Origin of the sequence: Archangium minus, assembly GCF_044360475.1 — a bacterium.
Taxonomy (GTDB): Bacteria; Myxococcota; Myxococcia; order Myxococcales; family Myxococcaceae; genus Archangium; species Archangium minus.
Genome location: NZ_CP043494.1, coordinates 646913 through 662665, shown reverse-complemented (window position 1 = coordinate 662665; position 15753 = coordinate 646913). Strand labels below are relative to the sequence as shown.

The following is a 15753-nucleotide window of genomic DNA, read 5'->3' as shown; positions in this document are numbered from 1 at the left end:
TCAGAGGTAGAGGGTGATTTTCGTGATGAAGAAGTCAGCCAGGCACACCGAGACGGAGGTGATGGCCACCGTCTGGGTGGTGGCGCGGCCCACGCCCTCGGTGCCGCCCTCGACGGTGAGCCCCTTGAAGCAGCCCACCAGGCCGACGATGCCGCCGAAGACAAAGCCCTTCACGACACCGGAGACGAAGTCCCCCATGAACACGGTGTCGAGCGCCCCCTGGAAGAACAAATGGAAGGTAATGCCATACTGCGCATTCACCACCAGCGCGCCCGCCACCATGCCGATGACGTCCGCCAGCACGGTGAGCGCGGGCATGAGGATGAGGCACGCCAGCACCCGGGGCACCACCAGCTTGCGCAGCGGATCCGCCCCGAGCGCGCGGATGGCGTCCACCTGCTCGGTGACCGTCATGGAGCCCAGCTCGGCGGCGATGCCCGAGCCCACGCGCGCCCCCACGGTGAGGGCGATGAGCACCGGAGACAGCTCACGGAAGAGCGTGAGCACCACCACCCGGCCCACGGTGTACTGCACGCCGAAGCGCCCCAGGAAGAAGCCGAACTGCAGCGAGATGACCAGACCGGCGAAGGTGGCCGTCAGCAGGGCGATGGGCAGCGAGCGCACGCCCAGCGCCTCCACCTGGTAGATGAGCGAGGAGAGCGAGAAGGGCGGGCTCACCGCGCGCATCGCCACCTTGCCCGTCATCACCACGAGCGAGCCCAGCCGCTCCATCCGCAGCTTCAGGCGCTCGCCCAGGGTGCCACCCTCGGGGTTGATGGCACCCGCCGCGGAGGCCTCCACGGGCCGATGATGGCGCTGGGGCGGGTGGTGCAACTCGAACCCCGTCCTCATGACGCGCTCTCCGAGCGGAAGCCCCGCACGAGCGACTCGAAGTCCTCGATCCGATCCTCGAAACGCCCCAGGGGTGCCACGTAGGTGAAGTCGTACACGCAGTGGTCCTTCTTCAGCACCAGGAAGAGCAGCTCCACGGGTACGCCATCCAACTTGGCCCGGTAGCGTGAGCGCAACGCTTCTCGCTCATCCACCACCACCTTCTGCTGCTCCACCTCCAGCCGCTCGGTGAAGCCCATGATGAGATGACGGGTGAGCACGTCCAACGGGGCGTCCTCGTGCTCCTGGCAGTTGGAGTTCACCGACAGCGCATGACCGGTGTCCTCGGTGTACCAGGCGAGGTCGTTGTTGGAGAGCTTCACCCGCTCCCACACGGGAGGCAGCGCGCCAACCTGGTAGCGCACCCCGGGCTTGCTGAGCACTTGGTCCTCAAAGCGCACACCCCGGTGGCAGCCCACGGCGGACGTGAGCAGCAGGAGCAGTGCAAGGACGTGACGAATGACACCCTTCCTCATCGCCGCGAGGGTAGGCACCCAGTTCAAGGCCCGTGAGTTCTAGGGCAGATGAAAGGTTCACTCCCCACCAACTGGAGGGCTGCCGGACATGCCAGGCGCCCGCCATGCCGAGCGTTCCTCTAGAGGTGGACAGATGCGGATGTTAGGCGCTGAACCCTTGCCACTTGGAAACTCGGAGGAGGAGGCACCTCATGGACGGTGGGTTGGGACTGTTCGGATTGGGATTGTTCCTGCTGTCGATTGCCCTCCTGTACGCCCGGGAAGCATTCGGGCTGGCGTGGTCCATCCTGGCGATGTCGCTCGTCTCCATGGGCTTCGCCATGTCGGAGAGCCCCCGGAGACGGGAGATATCGCTGGGAATTGGAGTGGCGTGCCTGGTGGCGGCGCTGGTGAGCATCGCCTTCGCGGTCTCCTGGTACTGGGTGGTGGCCACGGCGCTCTTCGGCGTGGCGTACCTGGTGCTGTGGGCGGAGTTCCGCTTCCCCTACTTCCAGCACGTCACCCAGGAGGCCGCCGGGCCCGGCACGCCCCACACGCGGCGCTTCCGCCTGCGTCGGCGGTGAGCGCACAAACACGACGGCCCGCCGTGGGTTTCCACGACGGGCCGGTGGGAGTGGGAGCGCGCCGGGGAGGCTAGAGCTGGCCCGTCTGCGCGAGCACCCACAGCGTGGCCGCCACGGTGTCGGGGCAGTCGTAGACGCGCTGGGCGTCGCTCACGGTGGCCCAGGTGGAGCCCCCCTTGTAGATGCGGCCGTTCTCGATGGTGGCCTGGGTGCTGCCGCCCACCTCGACGGCGTAGCCGCCACCCCGCTTCACGGCCCGGCCCCGGGTACCGCCCCCCTTCTCGATGGTGATGTCCGCGCCCGAGGTGCGCACGGTGTACTGGGTGCTGCCGCTCTTCTCCACCCGGTTGCCATGGCACTTGTAGTCGGCGGCGAGGGCCGGCGCCGGAGCCAGCAACAACGCGGCGAGCAACATCGACATCTTCTTCACGAACTTCCTCCAGGGACTGGGACGCACGGGTCCCACAGACATGGACCCAGCCTGACACCCGGGCCTGACATGCCGCGTCATGAGCGGCGCAGAGGGCGCACCCGAGGGCGATTACGTTGACAACACAGGACGGGATTTCTAAATAGGAGTGAACGCTCACTCCGATGGCACCTACCCGCTCACAGCGCAGCGCGACCCAGCAGGCCCGGCCCACCCGAGGGGTGCCCGAGAAGGAAGAGGCCATCGTCCAGGCCATGCTCGAGCTGGTGGCCGAGCATGGGTTCCACGGGACCTCGACGGACATGATCGCCTCGCGAGCGGGCGTGGGCGCCGGCACCATCTATCGGTACTTCGCGACCAAGGACGAGCTCGTCCTGCGCGTCTATGACCGCATCAAGGGAGACGGAGCCTCGCTCATCTTCAAGAGTGATGACCTGGAGCTGCCCCTGCGAGAGCGGCTGCGGCGCGTGTGGCTCAACAACGTGCACGCGCTGCTCACCCACCGCGGCGAATTCTTCTTCCTCGAGCAGTTCTACAACTCGCCCTACGTCAAGCAGGTGCCGCCCGAGACGCTCGAGCGCTTCGCCCGCCCGATGGTCCAGTTGCTCGAGGCCGCCGTGCGCGCCCAGGTCATCCGAGAGATGTCCCAGGCCGAGTTCGAGGCCCTCTTCTTCGCACCCGCCAGGACGTTGGTGCGCATGCACCACCTCGGTCAGGTGGTGCTCGATGACCCCCTCCTCGAGCGCGTCTTCGAGGGCTGCTGGAACGCCATCCGCAACTGAAGCCCGCAGTGAAACCCGTCGTTTTTTTTGCCCCGGCGCGGAGTGAGCGCTCACTTCGCACTCTTATCTGGAGAAAGTCCCATGACGATGAACACCGAGTCCCACCCCGCTTCACGAGGCCTGCTCACCCACAAAGTCGCGCTGATTACCGGCGCGGGCCGAGGCATTGGAGCGGCCGCCGCACGCCTCTTCGCCCGAGAGGGGGCGTCCGTGGTGTTGGCATCCCGAACCGAGTCCGAGCTGCGCGCCGTGGTCGATGACATCCGCGCCGCGGGAGGCACGGCCGACTACGTCGTGGCCGACTTCGGCAACGCCGCCAGCATCCAGAGCGCCGTGCAGGCCGTCGTGGATCGCCACGGCCGCCTGGACATCGCCTTCAACAACGCCGGCCTCGCCACCACCCTGGCTCCCCTGGCCGACGCCCCCGAGAACGACTTCGACCTGATCACCTCCGTCAATTACAAGGGTGTCTGGCTCGCCATGAAGGCGGAGATCCAGGCGATCCGCGCCACCTCCAAAACCGGAGCGATCCTCAACAACAGCAGTGTGGGCAGCCTCAAGGGCAATCCCCGCCTGGGGCTCTACGGCGCGGCCAAGCGGGCCATCAACAGCCTCACCGAGACCGCGGCCATCGAGTACGGACCGGAGGGCATCCGCGTCAACGCCATCGCCCCCGGAACCACCATGACCTCGATGATGGAGGCCTGGGTCGCCCTGGATCCCACCGCCATCGAGCGGAACAACGCCCGTACCCCACTCCGCCGCGCCGCCCAGCCCGAGGAGGTCGCGGAAGCGGCCGCGTGGCTGCTCAGCGATCGTGCCTCCTACATCACCGGTGCCGTCATCCCCGTGGATGGCGGACTCCGCGCGTGAGCACCCGCGCCCCCGGAGTCCTCACGGCTTCGGCGCGAGTCCCAGCAGGGCATCAATGAGCGGGTTGCGCTGCTTGCTCCTGCGCCAGGCGGCGTAGATGGGGAACTCGCGGGCCGGCTCGGTGAGGGGTTGCGCCACCACGCCGGGGACCTTCGGTCCGCGAGGCTGCAGCGAGGCCAGCAGCGAGTAGCCGAGCCCCGCCGCCACGAAGCCGAGGATGGTCTCGGACGAGTCCGCCGCGTACATCCGCTGCGGCACCACGCCGAAGTGCGCGAGCGCCGCGAGCTGCAAGTCCCTCAGCTGCGGGTCCGAGCTGTAGGTGATGAAGGGCTCGTCCCGGAACGGCTCGGGAGTCACCGGGCCCTTGCGCGCGAGCCGGTGGTTGGAGGGGAAGACGAGGAAGGCGCGCGTCTTCCCCACCGGGAGCGCCTCGAAGTCCGGAGGCACCTCGGGCAGGTGGTCCACCAACAGGTCTGCCTCACCCGAGCGCACGAGCGACACCGCGGGCACCTTCGCCTCGAAGAGGGCCACCTCGATATCGGGCCGCTGCCCCTGCAACCGCCGCAACCACGGTGGCAGCAGGTGGCGCAGCGTGTGCCCCGAGGCGTGGATGCGCAGCCGCCCTCCCACCGTCCCGGAGCGCAGCGAGCGCTCCAGCGACGACAGGCCCTCGTAGAACGGCGCCATGTACTCGTAGAGCGCGCGCCCCTGCGGCGTGAGCACGACGCGGTCCTTGCCCACCCGCTCGAAGAGCCGCACGCCCAGCTCGGACTCCAGCCGCTTCACCTGCTGGTGCACGCCGGGTTGGGTGATGGGGTACGGGAAGGCGCGAGCGGCCCGGGCGTAGCCCTCGCAGCGCGCGACCCAGTAGAAGCCCTCGAGACGCTGGAGCTGAATCATTGACTGGAGCTTATCGAAGGCCGAGCCATTAGTTCCATGCGGTTTGCGAGGAACAAGGGCATGTTGTGTCCCGTCAACGCGCTTCCACCGAAGCGCCAGCCCATGAGGTCCACCATGTCCCGCCCCAACACCACCGCCGTGCAGCCGACCCACAGTGGCGCCTGGGTCATCCAGTCGTGGATGTCCTTCATCCTGGCTGTGGGTGTGACGGCGCTCGGCATCTACCACCTGCCCATCGACGGCTGGCAGAAGGCTTTCCTGGGCATGGGGCTGCTCTTCAGCGTCGGCTCCACCTTCAGCCTGTCCAAGACGGTGCGCGACCAGCACGAGCAGGAGCGCATCACCGCCCGCATCGACGAGGCCCGCGTGACCAAGCTGCTCGCCGAGGTGGACCCGGTGGTCCTTAAGTGAGCGAGCTCCGCGACTCCACCGCGTGCCGCTGGAGGAAGTCCTCCACGGCCGGAGTCAGCCGCGCCGGCTCGGGACGCACATCCCACTCCAGCACGGACTCTCCGTCCCACGCACCCAGGCGCCGAGCGAGCTCCTCTGCCACCTCGCGCGCCACCTCCGCCACCTCGCCCGGGATGTGACCCCGGGCCACCGCCTCCTCCATCTCCGCCACGTCCTGCACCTGCACCCGCTCCGGGCGGTGCGGCAGGTACGCCACGTCGATCTCCAGGTCCACGTAGCGCACTTCGCCTGGCAGGAGCTGAACCGGCGTCTGGATGTTGTAGAGCTCGCCAATCAGCGAGCCCGACTGCCGCAGGTAGCGCCTCCGCGCCACCCACCCGCCGCGAGGCAGCTCGATGGTGCCGTGGTCTCCTCGTCGCTGCGTGGCGAAGAGCCCGTCATAGGGCCGCCCCGGACTCTGGAATCGGCGCGTCATCCGCACCAGCTCCCCGTCGAAGGACGCGACGTGTCCCCGCATCTGGATGAGCCGGCCCGGCTTCCACGGCTTGCCGTGGTGAACGGTGATGGGTTGTCCCTTCCGATACAAATGCATAAGACGGTTCAACACCCGGTGGCGACGTTTGCCTCCCGGTGTGGGCGTGCAGGCGGGCGTCCTACCGGGGCCCATGTCCCCCTGCTCGCCCGGCCTGCTATACCCAAGGCATGTCGTCCAGCCCCGCGCTCCCCCGTCCTGGGTCTCCGGCCTCCTCCGCTCCGTGGCTGGAGGAGCTCGACATCCTCATCCGGGCCCGCTACCCGCTGCTCTACCTCGTCTCGTGGGAGGAGCATCGGGTGGACACCCTCCTCGCGGACATGGCCCGGGCCCACGGCAAGGTGCTCCTCTCCTGGTCCATCAGCCGGGGGCTGCGCCACCTGGGCGGCACTCGCGGGCCCCTCCTCCCCGAGGAGACGCGCAACCCCATCGACGCAATCGCCGCCATCGAGAAGCTCTCCGAGCCCGCGCTCGTGGTGCTCAAGGACTTCCACCCCTACCTCGAGGAGAAGTCCGTGGTGCGAGCCCTGCGCGAGCTCGCCCACTCCCTCAAGAGCACCTTCACCACCGTCATCCTCCTGTCGCCCACGCTCGCCATCCCCACGGAGCTGGAGAAGGAGGTGTCCGTCCTCGACGTCCCCCTGCCCGGCTTCCAGGAGCTGCTCAACCTGCTCAAGGAGATCGTCGCGGTGGTGCGCCGGGGCAACAAGGCCACCATCGAGCTGTCGCGCGAGGACGCCGAGCAGCTCATCAAGGCGGCCCAGGGCCTCACGCTGTCGGAGGCGGAGAACGCCTTCGCCAAGGCCATTGCCCACGACGGGAAGCTGAGCGCCTCGGACATCCGCCGCGTCCAGGACGAGAAGCGCCAGGTCATCCGCAAGAGCGGGCTGCTCGAGTACTACCCGCCGGAGCAGGACCTGGGGAACGTGGGCGGACTGTCGAACCTCAAGGTGTGGCTGTCCCGGCGCACCGCGGCCTTTGGCGAGCGCGCCCGCCAGTTCGGCCTGCCCGAGCCACGAGGCCTGCTGCTGCTCGGCGTGCAGGGCTGTGGCAAGAGCCTCACCTCCAAGGCCATCGCCGCGCACTGGAACCTGCCCCTGCTGCGGCTCGACATGGGCCGCATCTTCAGCGGGCTGGTGGGCTCCTCCGAGGAGAACCTGCGCAAGGCCATCCGCGTCGCCGAGAGCATCGCCCCCGTGGTGCTGTGGGTGGATGAAATCGAGAAGGGCCTGTCCGGCACGGCCTCCTCGGGACACACGGACGGCGGCGTCACCGCGCGCGTCTTCGGCACGCTGCTCACGTGGCTCCAGGAGAAGACGGCCCCCGTGTTCGTGGTGGCCACCGCCAACCGAATCGACGGCCTGCCGCCCGAGCTGCTGCGCAAGGGGCGCTTCGATGAGATCTTCTTCATCGACCTGCCCGAGCTCGCCGAGCGCCGCGACATCTTCCGCATCCACCTGCAACGCCGGAAGCGGGACCCAGCCGCGTATGACCTGAACGCGCTGGCCCTCCTGGCCACGGATTTCAGCGGCGCGGAGATTGAGCAGGTCGTCATCGCCGCGCTCTACGAGGCCTTCGGCGAGGGGGTGGAGTTGGAGCAGCGCCACCTGACTCGCGCCATCCAGGAGACCTTCCCGCTCGCCGTGACCATGCGCGATGAAATCGTCCGGCTGCGCGAGTGGGCCCGAGGACGAACCCGGCCGGCCTCCTCCCCCGAGAGCGGCTCGCGAAAGGAGTAGACGATGTCCTCCAACAAGTTCTCCCGCTTCATGCACCTCGAGCGAGCGCGTGGCGACAAGACGCCCCCGGGAGGACAGGTGCGGCTGCAGGACGGGGGGCGCTTCGAGTCCGTCGCGGGCCCTGCCGGCGAGGCCCCGGCCCCCTCCTCGGTAGCCGTGCCCGAGGCCCACGTCGAGCGCTTCAAGCTCCATGGACAGACGCCGCTCGCGCTCGATGACACGCCCGCACAAGGACAGGACTTCCCGCGCTGCATGCGCTGCCAGACGGAGAACGGCCGCTTCACCCGGGAGTGCGCGACGTGCGGCGCGGACCTCCAGGCACCCGAGCAGCTCGCGTACAACCAGGAGCGCTGGCGCGCCCAGGAGCAGGCCGAGGCCCAGACTCGCGAGCAGATGAAGGTCCTCCAGAAGAGCCGCCAGGAGGACGACGCCGAGCAGCTCGCCGAGCGGCAACGACACCTGGAGCAGTTGCACCAGGCACTCGAGAAGGACCGCTCGTTCATCAGCAAGCTTCAGCCCCTGTTCACCCCGTGCCTCGGCGTGGGGCTCTTGCGCCTCATCCCCCACCCGCTCGCGCGATGGATGACCCTGGCGTGGACCCTCCTCCTGCCCCTCCTGCTCGTGCGCTTCGGCAACGACTCACTCCAGGTGCTCGGTCTGTACCTGGGAATGCTCGTCATCGTGTTCTTCGTACCCACTGGGCTCTGGACGGCGGGACGCCGCGGGCGCGGCTGGCACGGGTAGAGCCGTCCCGGGCGCGGCCGTCAGGAACTCCCGGCCCGCCTCGTCCTCCCGGCCAGGAGGACGCCATGGTGTACGGAGAGGAAAAGGTGCGGGACATGACCCGCTCACTGCTGCCCTCGAAGAACCGCGAGGCGGCACGGCACGCACGGGCCCTCGTCCACCGCGCTGCGCGCCGGCAGTCCCGTGTGGAGATGGCCCAGCTCGCACGCAACCCGGAGACCTTCGAGGACCGCGCGGGGCTCGATGCGGACACGACCGGGGAGATTCGCCTGGTGGTGAGCCGCCGGCGAGGGGGCGACAAGCTCTCCCCGTTCATCCGCTGGGCTCGAGCCACCACCCGCTCGCTGCCCCAGCACAGCCGCATGGGCCACCTCCGGAACCTCGTCCCCCGAGGCGTCATCGGGGACCACGCGCTCTTCCACCTCTCGCATGAGAAGGACTTCGAGCACCCGGACGTGCTCGCATGGCTCGAGGCCCGTCAACGCGCGTGGCGCGCCAGCAAACGGCCCCCGTTGCTGGACCCCGGAGAGCAGGCCGAGCTGCTACGGGCGCTCCTGCGCGCTCCGGGGGGACACCGCGCCTTCAATCAGTGGCTCCAGGTGGGGCATGTCACCCACTACCGCACCGAGAGACGCCGCCGCCGCTGCACGTGTGAACCCGGGTGCACCGTCCTGGAAGACGTGAGCATCCCCGTGGGACCCACCCGCGCCCGCTCGCTCCTGGGAGAACATGACGTGCTGCCGTTCCTCGCCGCCCTGTGGGGCCCCCGAGACAATGGACACGGCCTGTGGCCCACCCCCAGGGGCCCCTTCGCCGAACAGACCGAGACCGTGGACACGTTCCTCCGCGCCTTCAAGGAGCACCACGGCGACGTGGCCGCCACGGCGAAGGCCCTCCAACTCGAGTGGCGGATGAACTGGCGACGCAACTCCCTCGCGGGCGCGGGACGGGAGTGAACCCGGAGCGCTACGCGGGCTCGTTCGCGGGTTGCTCGACTGGCGGAGGGCTCGTGACGTCTCCGGCGCGCACGCCCAGCCACAGCGTGTCCTCTGCCGCGGCCCCGCGCACCAGGCTCGCGTCCGTCGTCGTGAGGAACACCTGGGCCCCGCTCGCCGCCAGGTAGTTCATCAGGTACGCGTTGCGCTCGGGGTCCAGCTCGCTCGACACGTCGTCGAGCAGCAGCAACGGCAGGAAGCCCATCGCCGTCTCGAGGTTCTCAATCTCGGCGATCTTCCACCCCAGCACCAGCGCACGCTGCTGTCCCTGGCTCGCATACGCCCGAGCGCTCCGGCCGCCCAGCGTCACCGTCACATCGTCCGCATGCGGGCCCACCGAGGTAAAGCCCCGGTCCAGGTCCCTCCGCGAGCGCGTCGCCAACGCCTCGCGCAGCGCCGCCGCCAGCGAGGCCTCGTCCGCCGCCGCGAAGTCCACGTCGCCCAGGTGCGCCGGGTGGTAGCCATACGCCGCCGGCTCCGGCGTGCGGCCGATGGAGGCGAACGTCGCCTGGGCCCTCGGCGCCAGCTCGGCCATCAACGCCCGCCGCCTCGCGTACACCCGCGCGCCCGTCTTCGCGAGCGTCTCGTCGTAGGCCTCCAGGTAGGCCGGGTCCACCGGGCCCGCCTTCAACAGCCGGTTGCGGTTCTTCAGCGCCCGCCCGTACTCACGGCTCTCGCGGAGGAAGGCCGGAAAGCGGTTGAACACCGCTCGGTCCAGGAAGGCCCGCCGCGAGTCCGGCCCACCCTTCACCACCTCGAGGTCATCCGGCGTGAAGGCCACCACGGACACGCCCCCGAAGTACTCCTCCAGGCTCGACGCCTTCTTCCCGTCCACGAAGGCCTGCCGCACACCGCCGGAGACCTCGACGGAAATCTCCCGCTCCGCTCCCTTGAGCAGGAAGCGACCCGTCACCCGGGCCGACTGCGTCCCCCACCGCACGAGCTCCGACAGGCGGCCAGCACGCAGGGGCTTGAGCGTCGCCAGGAAGTAGAGCCCCTCCAGCAGGTTCGTCTTCCCCTGGCCGTTCTGCCCCACGGCGATGGTCGCGTGCGGGCTCGGCGCCAGGGAGACCTGGCCGAGGTTTCGGAAGTCCTGGACATGAAGTGCCAGCAGGCGCACGGGAGGCCTTTCTCCCATCCGTTGATGCGAGCGTCCAGATTAAAGGATTACCCTGACATCCGCCCCGCGCGAGGCCGCCCGGCCGCTTCCCGAGCCCGCTGCACCAGCCCCGGCAGGTCGTCCACCTCGTCCCCCACGTGCCCGGAGGGGAGCCGGGGGAGCTGTCCCTGAGCCTCGGAGAAGAGCCTCGCCGGAGTCTGCCCCTGGCCTCGCAGTCGGATGAAGAGGCGCAGCGACTCGCGCAGCCGCTCCAGGTCCGGGCCCGTCTCGGCCCGCGCCCGCTGCGCCGCCGTCCACAACCGCACCCATGCGGCCTCTTCGTTCCACGCGCCCAGGGGACGTACATGGGACAGCGCCGCCAGCTCCGCCGCCACCTCCAACAGCCCCGCGCGGCCCTCGCTCAGCACCTCCGAGGCAGGCAGCCGTGCCTGCGCCGAGACCTCCCGAGCTACCAACCACCCCAGCAGCTCCGGCCACTCCTGCTCGCGGGGAACCACGGGAGACAGGCGCTCCTCCAGCAACGCCTTCAACCGGGCTCGCGCCAGGCCGTGCCAGAAGTCCGCGTGCAGCAACAGTTCCGGCCCGCTGCGCGGCGGATGCACCGGCGCGCGCCGGGCCCGCTTCTCCAGGAAGGCCCTCACCCGGCCCGTGGCGTCGAAACGGTCCAGCCGGGCCCAGAGCGCCTCCAGTGCCGTCTCGGCCACGGGCAGTGCCCGCCGCACCTCATCCGCCTCCGCCGCGTTGAAAGGCAGCGCACCGGCCTGTGTGGGGCGCTTGAAGACGCGCTCAAAGACCTCCGCCGCCACGCACGCGGCACGAAGCTCTGGGAGGTTGCGCGGCAATATCTCCACCGCCTGGGCCCACAGGCGCCGACCTAGCAACGGCCCCGCGTCCAGCACCTCCTCCTCCAGCTTCAGCAGCGCATCCCCGAGGAGCTCCGGCTTCTTCTTCGCGATGAGCCGCCGCTCCACTTCCCACGCGACGGCTTCGCGCAACCGCTCCACCTCGGACAGCAGGGCCATCGGCGCCGAGTCCTTTGGCCAGCCCTCGGCCTCCGCGCGCCGGGCCACGGACTCCAGCGTGGCATCCACCTCCGGCTGGGCCAGCGCCACTTCGCGCAACAGCTCGAGGTTGGCCCGCACCCGGTCCTTCCAGAAGAAGGCGCGCAACAACTTCTCCAGCGCCCTGTACCGCAGGCGCGTGGCTTCGAGCAGATCCGCGCGGTCTTCGAGCCGCGCTCGCAGAGTGTCCGGAGGAGGGACCACAGTAGACCCACTATAGGGGCCCCCGGCCAGGAGCGCAGGCCCCCGGTGGCCATGCGGGGCAACGAGTGAACGATGAGCTCCGCTCGACACTCGACCCCGAAACATGCGCATGGGATGAAAGGGCAGCTCGCGGCTAACGTCTCGCGGGCAGGGTGTCGGACTGTGGCGACATGCTCCAGACATGGAACCTGTCGCTCGGATGGATGTGGACGAGTTGCTGTACGCGAGTCCCCGGCCAGCAATCCCTCATGCCCAGGCCTCCTCGCGGCTCGGTGGCGTGCGTATCCCGTGAGCCAGATTCGAAGCGTTCCCTGATGGCTGCTACGCTGGAGCCTCCGCCCAAGTGACCCGGTCCCCTCTGACCCGGCAGAAACTCCATGGGACACCCGACCATCGACAACGAGACCCCGTTCGCCTTCGACATGATGGGCCTCTCCGACGAGGAGGGGCGACCCTTGCTGCTGCTCGTGGTGAAGGCCACCTACTCCATGGGTGACGAGGGGCTGAAGCTCGCGGAGGAGCAGGCGCCGGTGAAGTGGAGCGGCGAGTCCTGGGGCAAGCCCGGCGAGTCCAGCGACAAGTACGAGCCGGAGACCGCATTCATCAAGCCCGCCACGGACGTGGTGCTCATCGGCCACGCCTACCCGCCGCAAAAGGGCGCCACGGAGGGACTGGTGGCCCTCCAGGTGGGCCCGCTGAAGAAGGCCGTGCGCGTGGTGGGCGAGCGGACGTGGTTCCGAAGCATGGGCAGTGTCGCCGCGACGAAGCCATTGCCCTTCGACAAGCTGCCCCTCATCTGGGAGCGCGCCTTCGGCGGCTGGGACCGGACAGACCCGGCGAAGCCCTCCTTCGACCCTCGCAACCCTGTGGGCACCGGCTTCCGCGCCAGCCCGCGCCACTTCGAGGACGGGCTGAAGCTGCCCAACCTGGAGGACCCAACGGAGCCGCTGCGCGAGTTCGGACAGAAGGTGACTCCCGTGGGCTTCGGATTCACCTCGCCGCACTGGCAGCCACGCGCGAAGTACGCGGGCACCTATGACGAGGTGTGGAACAAGACGCGCAAGCCACTGCTCCCCAAGGACTTCGACCGGCGCTTCTTCAACGCCGCCGCGCCGGGCCTCATCGCGCCTGGCTACCTCAAGGGCGACGAGCCCGTGATCATCGCGGGCGCCTCCACGAAGGGTCGGCTCGCATTCCGGCTCCCCGGGCAGGCGGCCCCGGTCGTCACCGTGAAGCTGGCCGGTGGAGAAGATGCGAAGCCGCAGATGAACCTGGACACGCTCATCCTCAACCCGGACACGGAGCAGGTACTGCTCCTGTGGCGTGGGCACGTCATGCTCAGCGAAGGCGTCCATGACGTGCGAGAGCTAAGGGTAACCGCCGAGGGTGTCTCCCGGCCGAAGAAGGCTTGAACGTGTATTGGGTTTCCTAACGCCATACCCTGCGAGTGCTCGTGCCTCGCGACTCCGGCGGAGTATGATTCCCTTCTTGCTTGGAGGTGGATGCGATGCCCGTCAATACCGGTGTGAACAAGATGTCCGTGGTGACCAAGGACAGCGGCGGCGTCACCACAGCCTTCCCGGATGTGTGCAAGACGCCGAGCCCTGGCGGGCCCGTGCCCATCCCGTACCCCAACATCGCCCAGTCCTCGGACACCGATAAGGGCACCAAGAAGGTGTCCGTGGCCGGCAATCCGGTGTGCGTGAAGGACTCCCACTTCAAGATGAGCACCGGCGACGAGGCGGGCACCGCGGGCGGCGGCGTGGCCTCCAGCAAGACCAAGGGCAAGGCCGAATTCGTCAACTTCTCCTTCGACGTGAAGTTCGAGGGAAAGAACGTGGCACGCGCCTTCGACCTGATGCTCCACAACGACAAGAACACGCCGCCGTTCCCTGTCATGCAGGGGCCTGTCATGGCCATGGCCGGCAGCGACGAGAAGCCCACCTGCGGGGTGTGCAAGAAGCACCTCTAGCCGTTCCACACGAGGATGAACACCGGCGCCCCCAGTTCCCCGACACGCGCCCAGGGCTCCGCCCTGCCTGGAAACACCATCGCCATCACTGGCCTGGGCATGGTGTCCGCGATTGGCTCGGACGTAGCCTCAAGTTGTGCCGCCGCGCGCGCGGGGCTCACGCGCTGGCGGGAGCTCGACATCCAGGTGACGGATGAAGACACGTTGGAGGCTGTCCCACTGAAGGGGCAAGAGGTCTCCTCGCTCACCCTCGGCTTCGAAGGTTTCGCCCGCTGGCTGCGGTTGGGTGACGCGGCGTTGCGTGACCTGATGGAGCACTCCGGCCTGGAGCGGCCGGCCTTCGCACAAACGGGCATCCACCTCCAGCTCCCCGGCACCTGGTTGGAAGAGGTCCACATCCAAGGAAGCCTGCTGGACCGGTTGCCGGAGGGGGAGCGCGAGCGCGTCCGCCGAGGGGTCGACGCCGAGCGCACCGAGAAGCGGGAGCAGCTCACGCGCCGGTTCCTCCCGGAGTTGCTCGCGTTGAACCAGCTGCCACTCGCGCCGAGAACACAGGTCTATGCCTTCGGCGGGGCCGCCACCTTCACTCAGGTGCTTGCACGAGCGGTGGAGGCGCTCCGAAGCCGGACCCTCGAGCGATGCATCGTGGGCGGCATCGACTCCTGGGTGGATGGGGAGACACTCACCCAGGCCTACGAGATGGGCCTGCTCCGCACGCCCAACCGGCCCGTGGGCCGCTTTCCGGGTGAGGCCGCGGCCTTCGTGCTCCTGGAGCGGCTGGACTCCGCGCGCGCACGGGGCGCCCGAGTCGAAGCGCTGCTCGGACCCGTCGCATCCACGGTGGAGGCCGGACACCGTTTCTCCGGTCGTTCCCTCACGGGAGCGGCCCTCTTCGAGGCCATTACCACATGCTTCCCCGAGGGGGCGCGGCAAGCGGAAGGGGCGGAGCTGTCCATCGTCAACCTGAACGGTGACGAGTCCCGGTCCCGCGAGTACGGCTACGCCCTGGTCCGGCTCCAGGAGGCCGGGCTCCCCACGTCTTCGCGGCGTTGGTACGTGCCCGAGCACTTCGGGGAAATTGGAGCGGCCACGGGTGCCGTGGCCATCTGCATGGGCGTGAGAGGCTTCATACGAAGGTACGCCAGGAGCCCCAGCATCCTGGTGTCGTTGCTGGACGACGAGTTGCACCGAGGCGCGTTCCTGCTCCGGGACATTCCCTGGCGTCAGGATGAAGCGGGAGTCACAGCCCCTCATGGGAGGCAGTCATGAGCACTCAAAAGGACGAGCACTTCGAAGCGCTCTCGACGGACAAGTCCCACGTCGCGGGCGAGGACAATGGCTGCGTCACGTACTGCGTCTACGAGGAGGGAAAAGGGAGGCGGACGTGCAAGTTCACCGGGCACAACTACAGAGAGAACGGCTTCAATTACCAGAAGGGCTGTGACGAGGCGAACTGGTACAACCTCCCCATCCACGAAGAAGGCAGCGACGCCCGCAAGCGCTTCAACGAATTGTTCTCCAAAACCCCCATCAAGCAGAAGTGGCGGGACCCCAGAGAGACGAAAGAAGCTTGGTACATGGGGGGGAACAGCAACCTCAAAGACACCAACTTCATATCCGGTGGATGGTACCCCTGGCCCAACAACGCGCATCACCTCATCCCGGTGAATGACGTGTTGAGCAAGGTGCTCGACTTTGACCAGCTCAAGCTGCTCCAGCAGGCGAAGTACAACGTCAACAAGGGCATCAACATCATCTTCCTGCCCACTAGAACCCGGCACGCAACCCTCTTCCAGCTCCTCAAGCATCCCCGCTACCACAGCACCTACAGTAAGGAAGTCCGGATCCGGGTGAAGCAACTCAGGAACCGGCTCAACAAGGGCGCGGACAAAGAACAGGACGGCCATCCGCAGCTCAATGAGGAGACGATAGGCAAGCTGGGGGAACAGCTCCATGCCTTCTCGGGCCGGCTCCGCAAACAGATCCGCGCGGCGGGAATCAAGAGTCCCGGAGCCCATCTCAACGAACTGGCCAGTCTCGTGACCATCCGGTAGGTGCTC

Annotated in this window: 18 protein-coding genes; 11 read left to right on the top strand and 7 right to left on the bottom strand. The window is 68.3% G+C overall.

Features of this window, described 5'->3' with window-relative positions; all coding sequences use genetic code 11:
• Positions 1-732, bottom strand: coding sequence for an MlaE family ABC transporter permease (locus tag F0U60_RS02805; RefSeq protein WP_395825933.1), 732 nt, complete (start codon positions 730-732; stop codon positions 1-3).
• A gap of 116 nt (positions 733-848) precedes the next feature.
• The gene (locus F0U60_RS02800) at positions 849-1367 is read right to left on the bottom strand and encodes a hypothetical protein (RefSeq protein ID WP_395813653.1); all 519 of its coding nucleotides are present in this window, start codon (positions 1365-1367) and stop codon (positions 849-851) included.
• Positions 1368-1558: 191 nt separating this feature from the next.
• Here F0U60_RS02800 and F0U60_RS02795 point away from each other — a divergent pair, with 191 nt between their 5' ends.
• Positions 1559-1930, top strand: coding sequence for a hypothetical protein (locus F0U60_RS02795; protein ID WP_395813651.1), 372 nt, complete (start codon positions 1559-1561; stop codon positions 1928-1930).
• A 70-nt stretch (positions 1931-2000) separates the two neighbouring features.
• Here F0U60_RS02795 and F0U60_RS02790 read toward each other — a convergent pair whose 3' ends face one another.
• The gene (locus F0U60_RS02790; RefSeq protein WP_395813649.1) at positions 2001-2360 is read right to left on the bottom strand and encodes a hypothetical protein; all 360 of its coding nucleotides are present in this window, start codon (positions 2358-2360) and stop codon (positions 2001-2003) included.
• Between the two features lie 164 nt (positions 2361-2524).
• Between F0U60_RS02790 and F0U60_RS02785 the strand changes: the two genes are divergently transcribed.
• Together F0U60_RS02785 and F0U60_RS02780 are read left to right on the top strand one after the other, a co-directional pair.
• The gene (locus F0U60_RS02785) at positions 2525-3142 is read left to right on the top strand and encodes a TetR/AcrR family transcriptional regulator (RefSeq protein ID WP_395813647.1); all 618 of its coding nucleotides are present in this window, start codon (positions 2525-2527) and stop codon (positions 3140-3142) included.
• 81 nt (positions 3143-3223) lie between these two features.
• Positions 3224-4015, top strand: coding sequence for an SDR family NAD(P)-dependent oxidoreductase (locus F0U60_RS02780; protein WP_395813645.1), 792 nt, complete (start codon positions 3224-3226; stop codon positions 4013-4015).
• A gap of 21 nt (positions 4016-4036) precedes the next feature.
• Here F0U60_RS02780 and F0U60_RS02775 read toward each other — a convergent pair whose 3' ends face one another.
• Complete coding sequence (locus F0U60_RS02775) at positions 4037-4915, bottom strand: LysR family transcriptional regulator (protein WP_395813643.1); 879 nt, start codon at positions 4913-4915, stop codon at positions 4037-4039.
• 114 nt (positions 4916-5029) lie between these two features.
• On the opposite strand from F0U60_RS02775, the gene F0U60_RS02770 reads away from it, so the two are divergent.
• Complete coding sequence (locus tag F0U60_RS02770) at positions 5030-5326, top strand: YiaA/YiaB family inner membrane protein (RefSeq protein ID WP_395813641.1); 297 nt, start codon at positions 5030-5032, stop codon at positions 5324-5326.
• Here the strand turns inward: F0U60_RS02770 and F0U60_RS02765 are convergent.
• The gene (locus F0U60_RS02765; protein WP_395813639.1) at positions 5319-5918 is read right to left on the bottom strand and encodes a DUF402 domain-containing protein; all 600 of its coding nucleotides are present in this window, start codon (positions 5916-5918) and stop codon (positions 5319-5321) included. The two genes, F0U60_RS02770 and F0U60_RS02765, sit on opposite strands and share 8 nt — an antisense overlap.
• Before the next feature lie 110 nt (positions 5919-6028).
• On the opposite strand from F0U60_RS02765, the gene F0U60_RS02760 reads away from it, so the two are divergent.
• From F0U60_RS02760 to F0U60_RS02750, 3 genes are all read left to right on the top strand, one after another.
• On the top strand, positions 6029-7597 hold the full coding sequence (locus F0U60_RS02760; RefSeq protein ID WP_395813637.1) for an AAA family ATPase: 1569 nt from the start codon (positions 6029-6031) through the stop codon (positions 7595-7597).
• A 3-nt stretch (positions 7598-7600) separates the two neighbouring features.
• The gene (locus tag F0U60_RS02755) at positions 7601-8341 is read left to right on the top strand and encodes a hypothetical protein (protein ID WP_395813635.1); all 741 of its coding nucleotides are present in this window, start codon (positions 7601-7603) and stop codon (positions 8339-8341) included.
• Between the two features lie 95 nt (positions 8342-8436).
• Positions 8437-9297, top strand: a complete 861-nt coding sequence (locus F0U60_RS02750) for a hypothetical protein (protein ID WP_395813633.1) — start codon at positions 8437-8439, stop codon at positions 9295-9297.
• A gap of 10 nt (positions 9298-9307) precedes the next feature.
• Here the strand turns inward: F0U60_RS02750 and recF are convergent, their stop codons facing one another.
• Positions 9308-10456, bottom strand: coding sequence for a DNA replication/repair protein RecF (gene recF / locus F0U60_RS02745; protein WP_395813631.1), 1149 nt, complete (start codon positions 10454-10456; stop codon positions 9308-9310).
• Between the two features lie 47 nt (positions 10457-10503).
• Complete coding sequence (locus F0U60_RS02740; RefSeq protein ID WP_395813629.1) at positions 10504-11721, bottom strand: hypothetical protein; 1218 nt, start codon at positions 11719-11721, stop codon at positions 10504-10506.
• Positions 11722-12098: 377 nt separating this feature from the next.
• Between F0U60_RS02740 and F0U60_RS02735 the strand changes: the two genes are divergently transcribed.
• From F0U60_RS02735 to F0U60_RS02720, 4 genes are all read left to right on the top strand, one after another.
• The gene (locus F0U60_RS02735; RefSeq protein WP_395813627.1) at positions 12099-13133 is read left to right on the top strand and encodes a DUF2169 domain-containing protein; all 1035 of its coding nucleotides are present in this window, start codon (positions 12099-12101) and stop codon (positions 13131-13133) included.
• A 95-nt stretch (positions 13134-13228) separates the two neighbouring features.
• Positions 13229-13693 carry a DUF4150 domain-containing protein gene (locus F0U60_RS02730; protein WP_395813625.1) on the top strand — a complete coding sequence of 155 codons (465 nt, stop codon included), beginning with the start codon at positions 13229-13231 and terminating at the stop codon, positions 13691-13693.
• Positions 13694-13708: 15 nt separating this feature from the next.
• Positions 13709-14962, top strand: coding sequence for a hypothetical protein (locus F0U60_RS02725; protein WP_395813623.1), 1254 nt, complete (start codon positions 13709-13711; stop codon positions 14960-14962).
• Complete coding sequence (locus F0U60_RS02720; RefSeq protein ID WP_395813621.1) at positions 14959-15747, top strand: AHH domain-containing protein; 789 nt, start codon at positions 14959-14961, stop codon at positions 15745-15747. Before F0U60_RS02725 ends, F0U60_RS02720 begins: the two co-directional genes overlap by 4 nt.
• Positions 15748-15753 lie beyond the last annotated feature (6 nt).

Coding starts and splice junctions, on each gene's coding strand:
- F0U60_RS02795 (WP_395813651.1), top strand. CDS start 1,559: ATGGACGGTGGGTTGGGACTGTTCGGATTGGGATTGTTCCTGCTGTCG.
- F0U60_RS02750 (WP_395813633.1), top strand. CDS start 8,437: ATGACCCGCTCACTGCTGCCCTCGAAGAACCGCGAGGCGGCACGGCAC.
- F0U60_RS02765 (WP_395813639.1), bottom strand. CDS start 5,918: ATGCATTTGTATCGGAAGGGACAACCCATCACCGTTCACCACGGCAAG.
- F0U60_RS02720 (WP_395813621.1), top strand. CDS start 14,959: ATGAGCACTCAAAAGGACGAGCACTTCGAAGCGCTCTCGACGGACAAG.
- F0U60_RS02730 (WP_395813625.1), top strand. CDS start 13,229: ATGCCCGTCAATACCGGTGTGAACAAGATGTCCGTGGTGACCAAGGAC.
- F0U60_RS02800 (WP_395813653.1), bottom strand. CDS start 1,367: ATGAGGAAGGGTGTCATTCGTCACGTCCTTGCACTGCTCCTGCTGCTC.
- F0U60_RS02755 (WP_395813635.1), top strand. CDS start 7,601: ATGTCCTCCAACAAGTTCTCCCGCTTCATGCACCTCGAGCGAGCGCGT.
- F0U60_RS02785 (WP_395813647.1), top strand. CDS start 2,525: ATGGCACCTACCCGCTCACAGCGCAGCGCGACCCAGCAGGCCCGGCCC.
- F0U60_RS02725 (WP_395813623.1), top strand. CDS start 13,709: ATGAACACCGGCGCCCCCAGTTCCCCGACACGCGCCCAGGGCTCCGCC.
- F0U60_RS02805 (WP_395825933.1), bottom strand. CDS start 732: ATGGAGCGGCTGGGCTCGCTCGTGGTGATGACGGGCAAGGTGGCGATG.
- F0U60_RS02760 (WP_395813637.1), top strand. CDS start 6,029: ATGTCGTCCAGCCCCGCGCTCCCCCGTCCTGGGTCTCCGGCCTCCTCC.
- F0U60_RS02780 (WP_395813645.1), top strand. CDS start 3,224: ATGACGATGAACACCGAGTCCCACCCCGCTTCACGAGGCCTGCTCACC.
- F0U60_RS02775 (WP_395813643.1), bottom strand. CDS start 4,915: ATGATTCAGCTCCAGCGTCTCGAGGGCTTCTACTGGGTCGCGCGCTGC.
- F0U60_RS02770 (WP_395813641.1), top strand. CDS start 5,030: ATGTCCCGCCCCAACACCACCGCCGTGCAGCCGACCCACAGTGGCGCC.
- F0U60_RS02735 (WP_395813627.1), top strand. CDS start 12,099: ATGGGACACCCGACCATCGACAACGAGACCCCGTTCGCCTTCGACATG.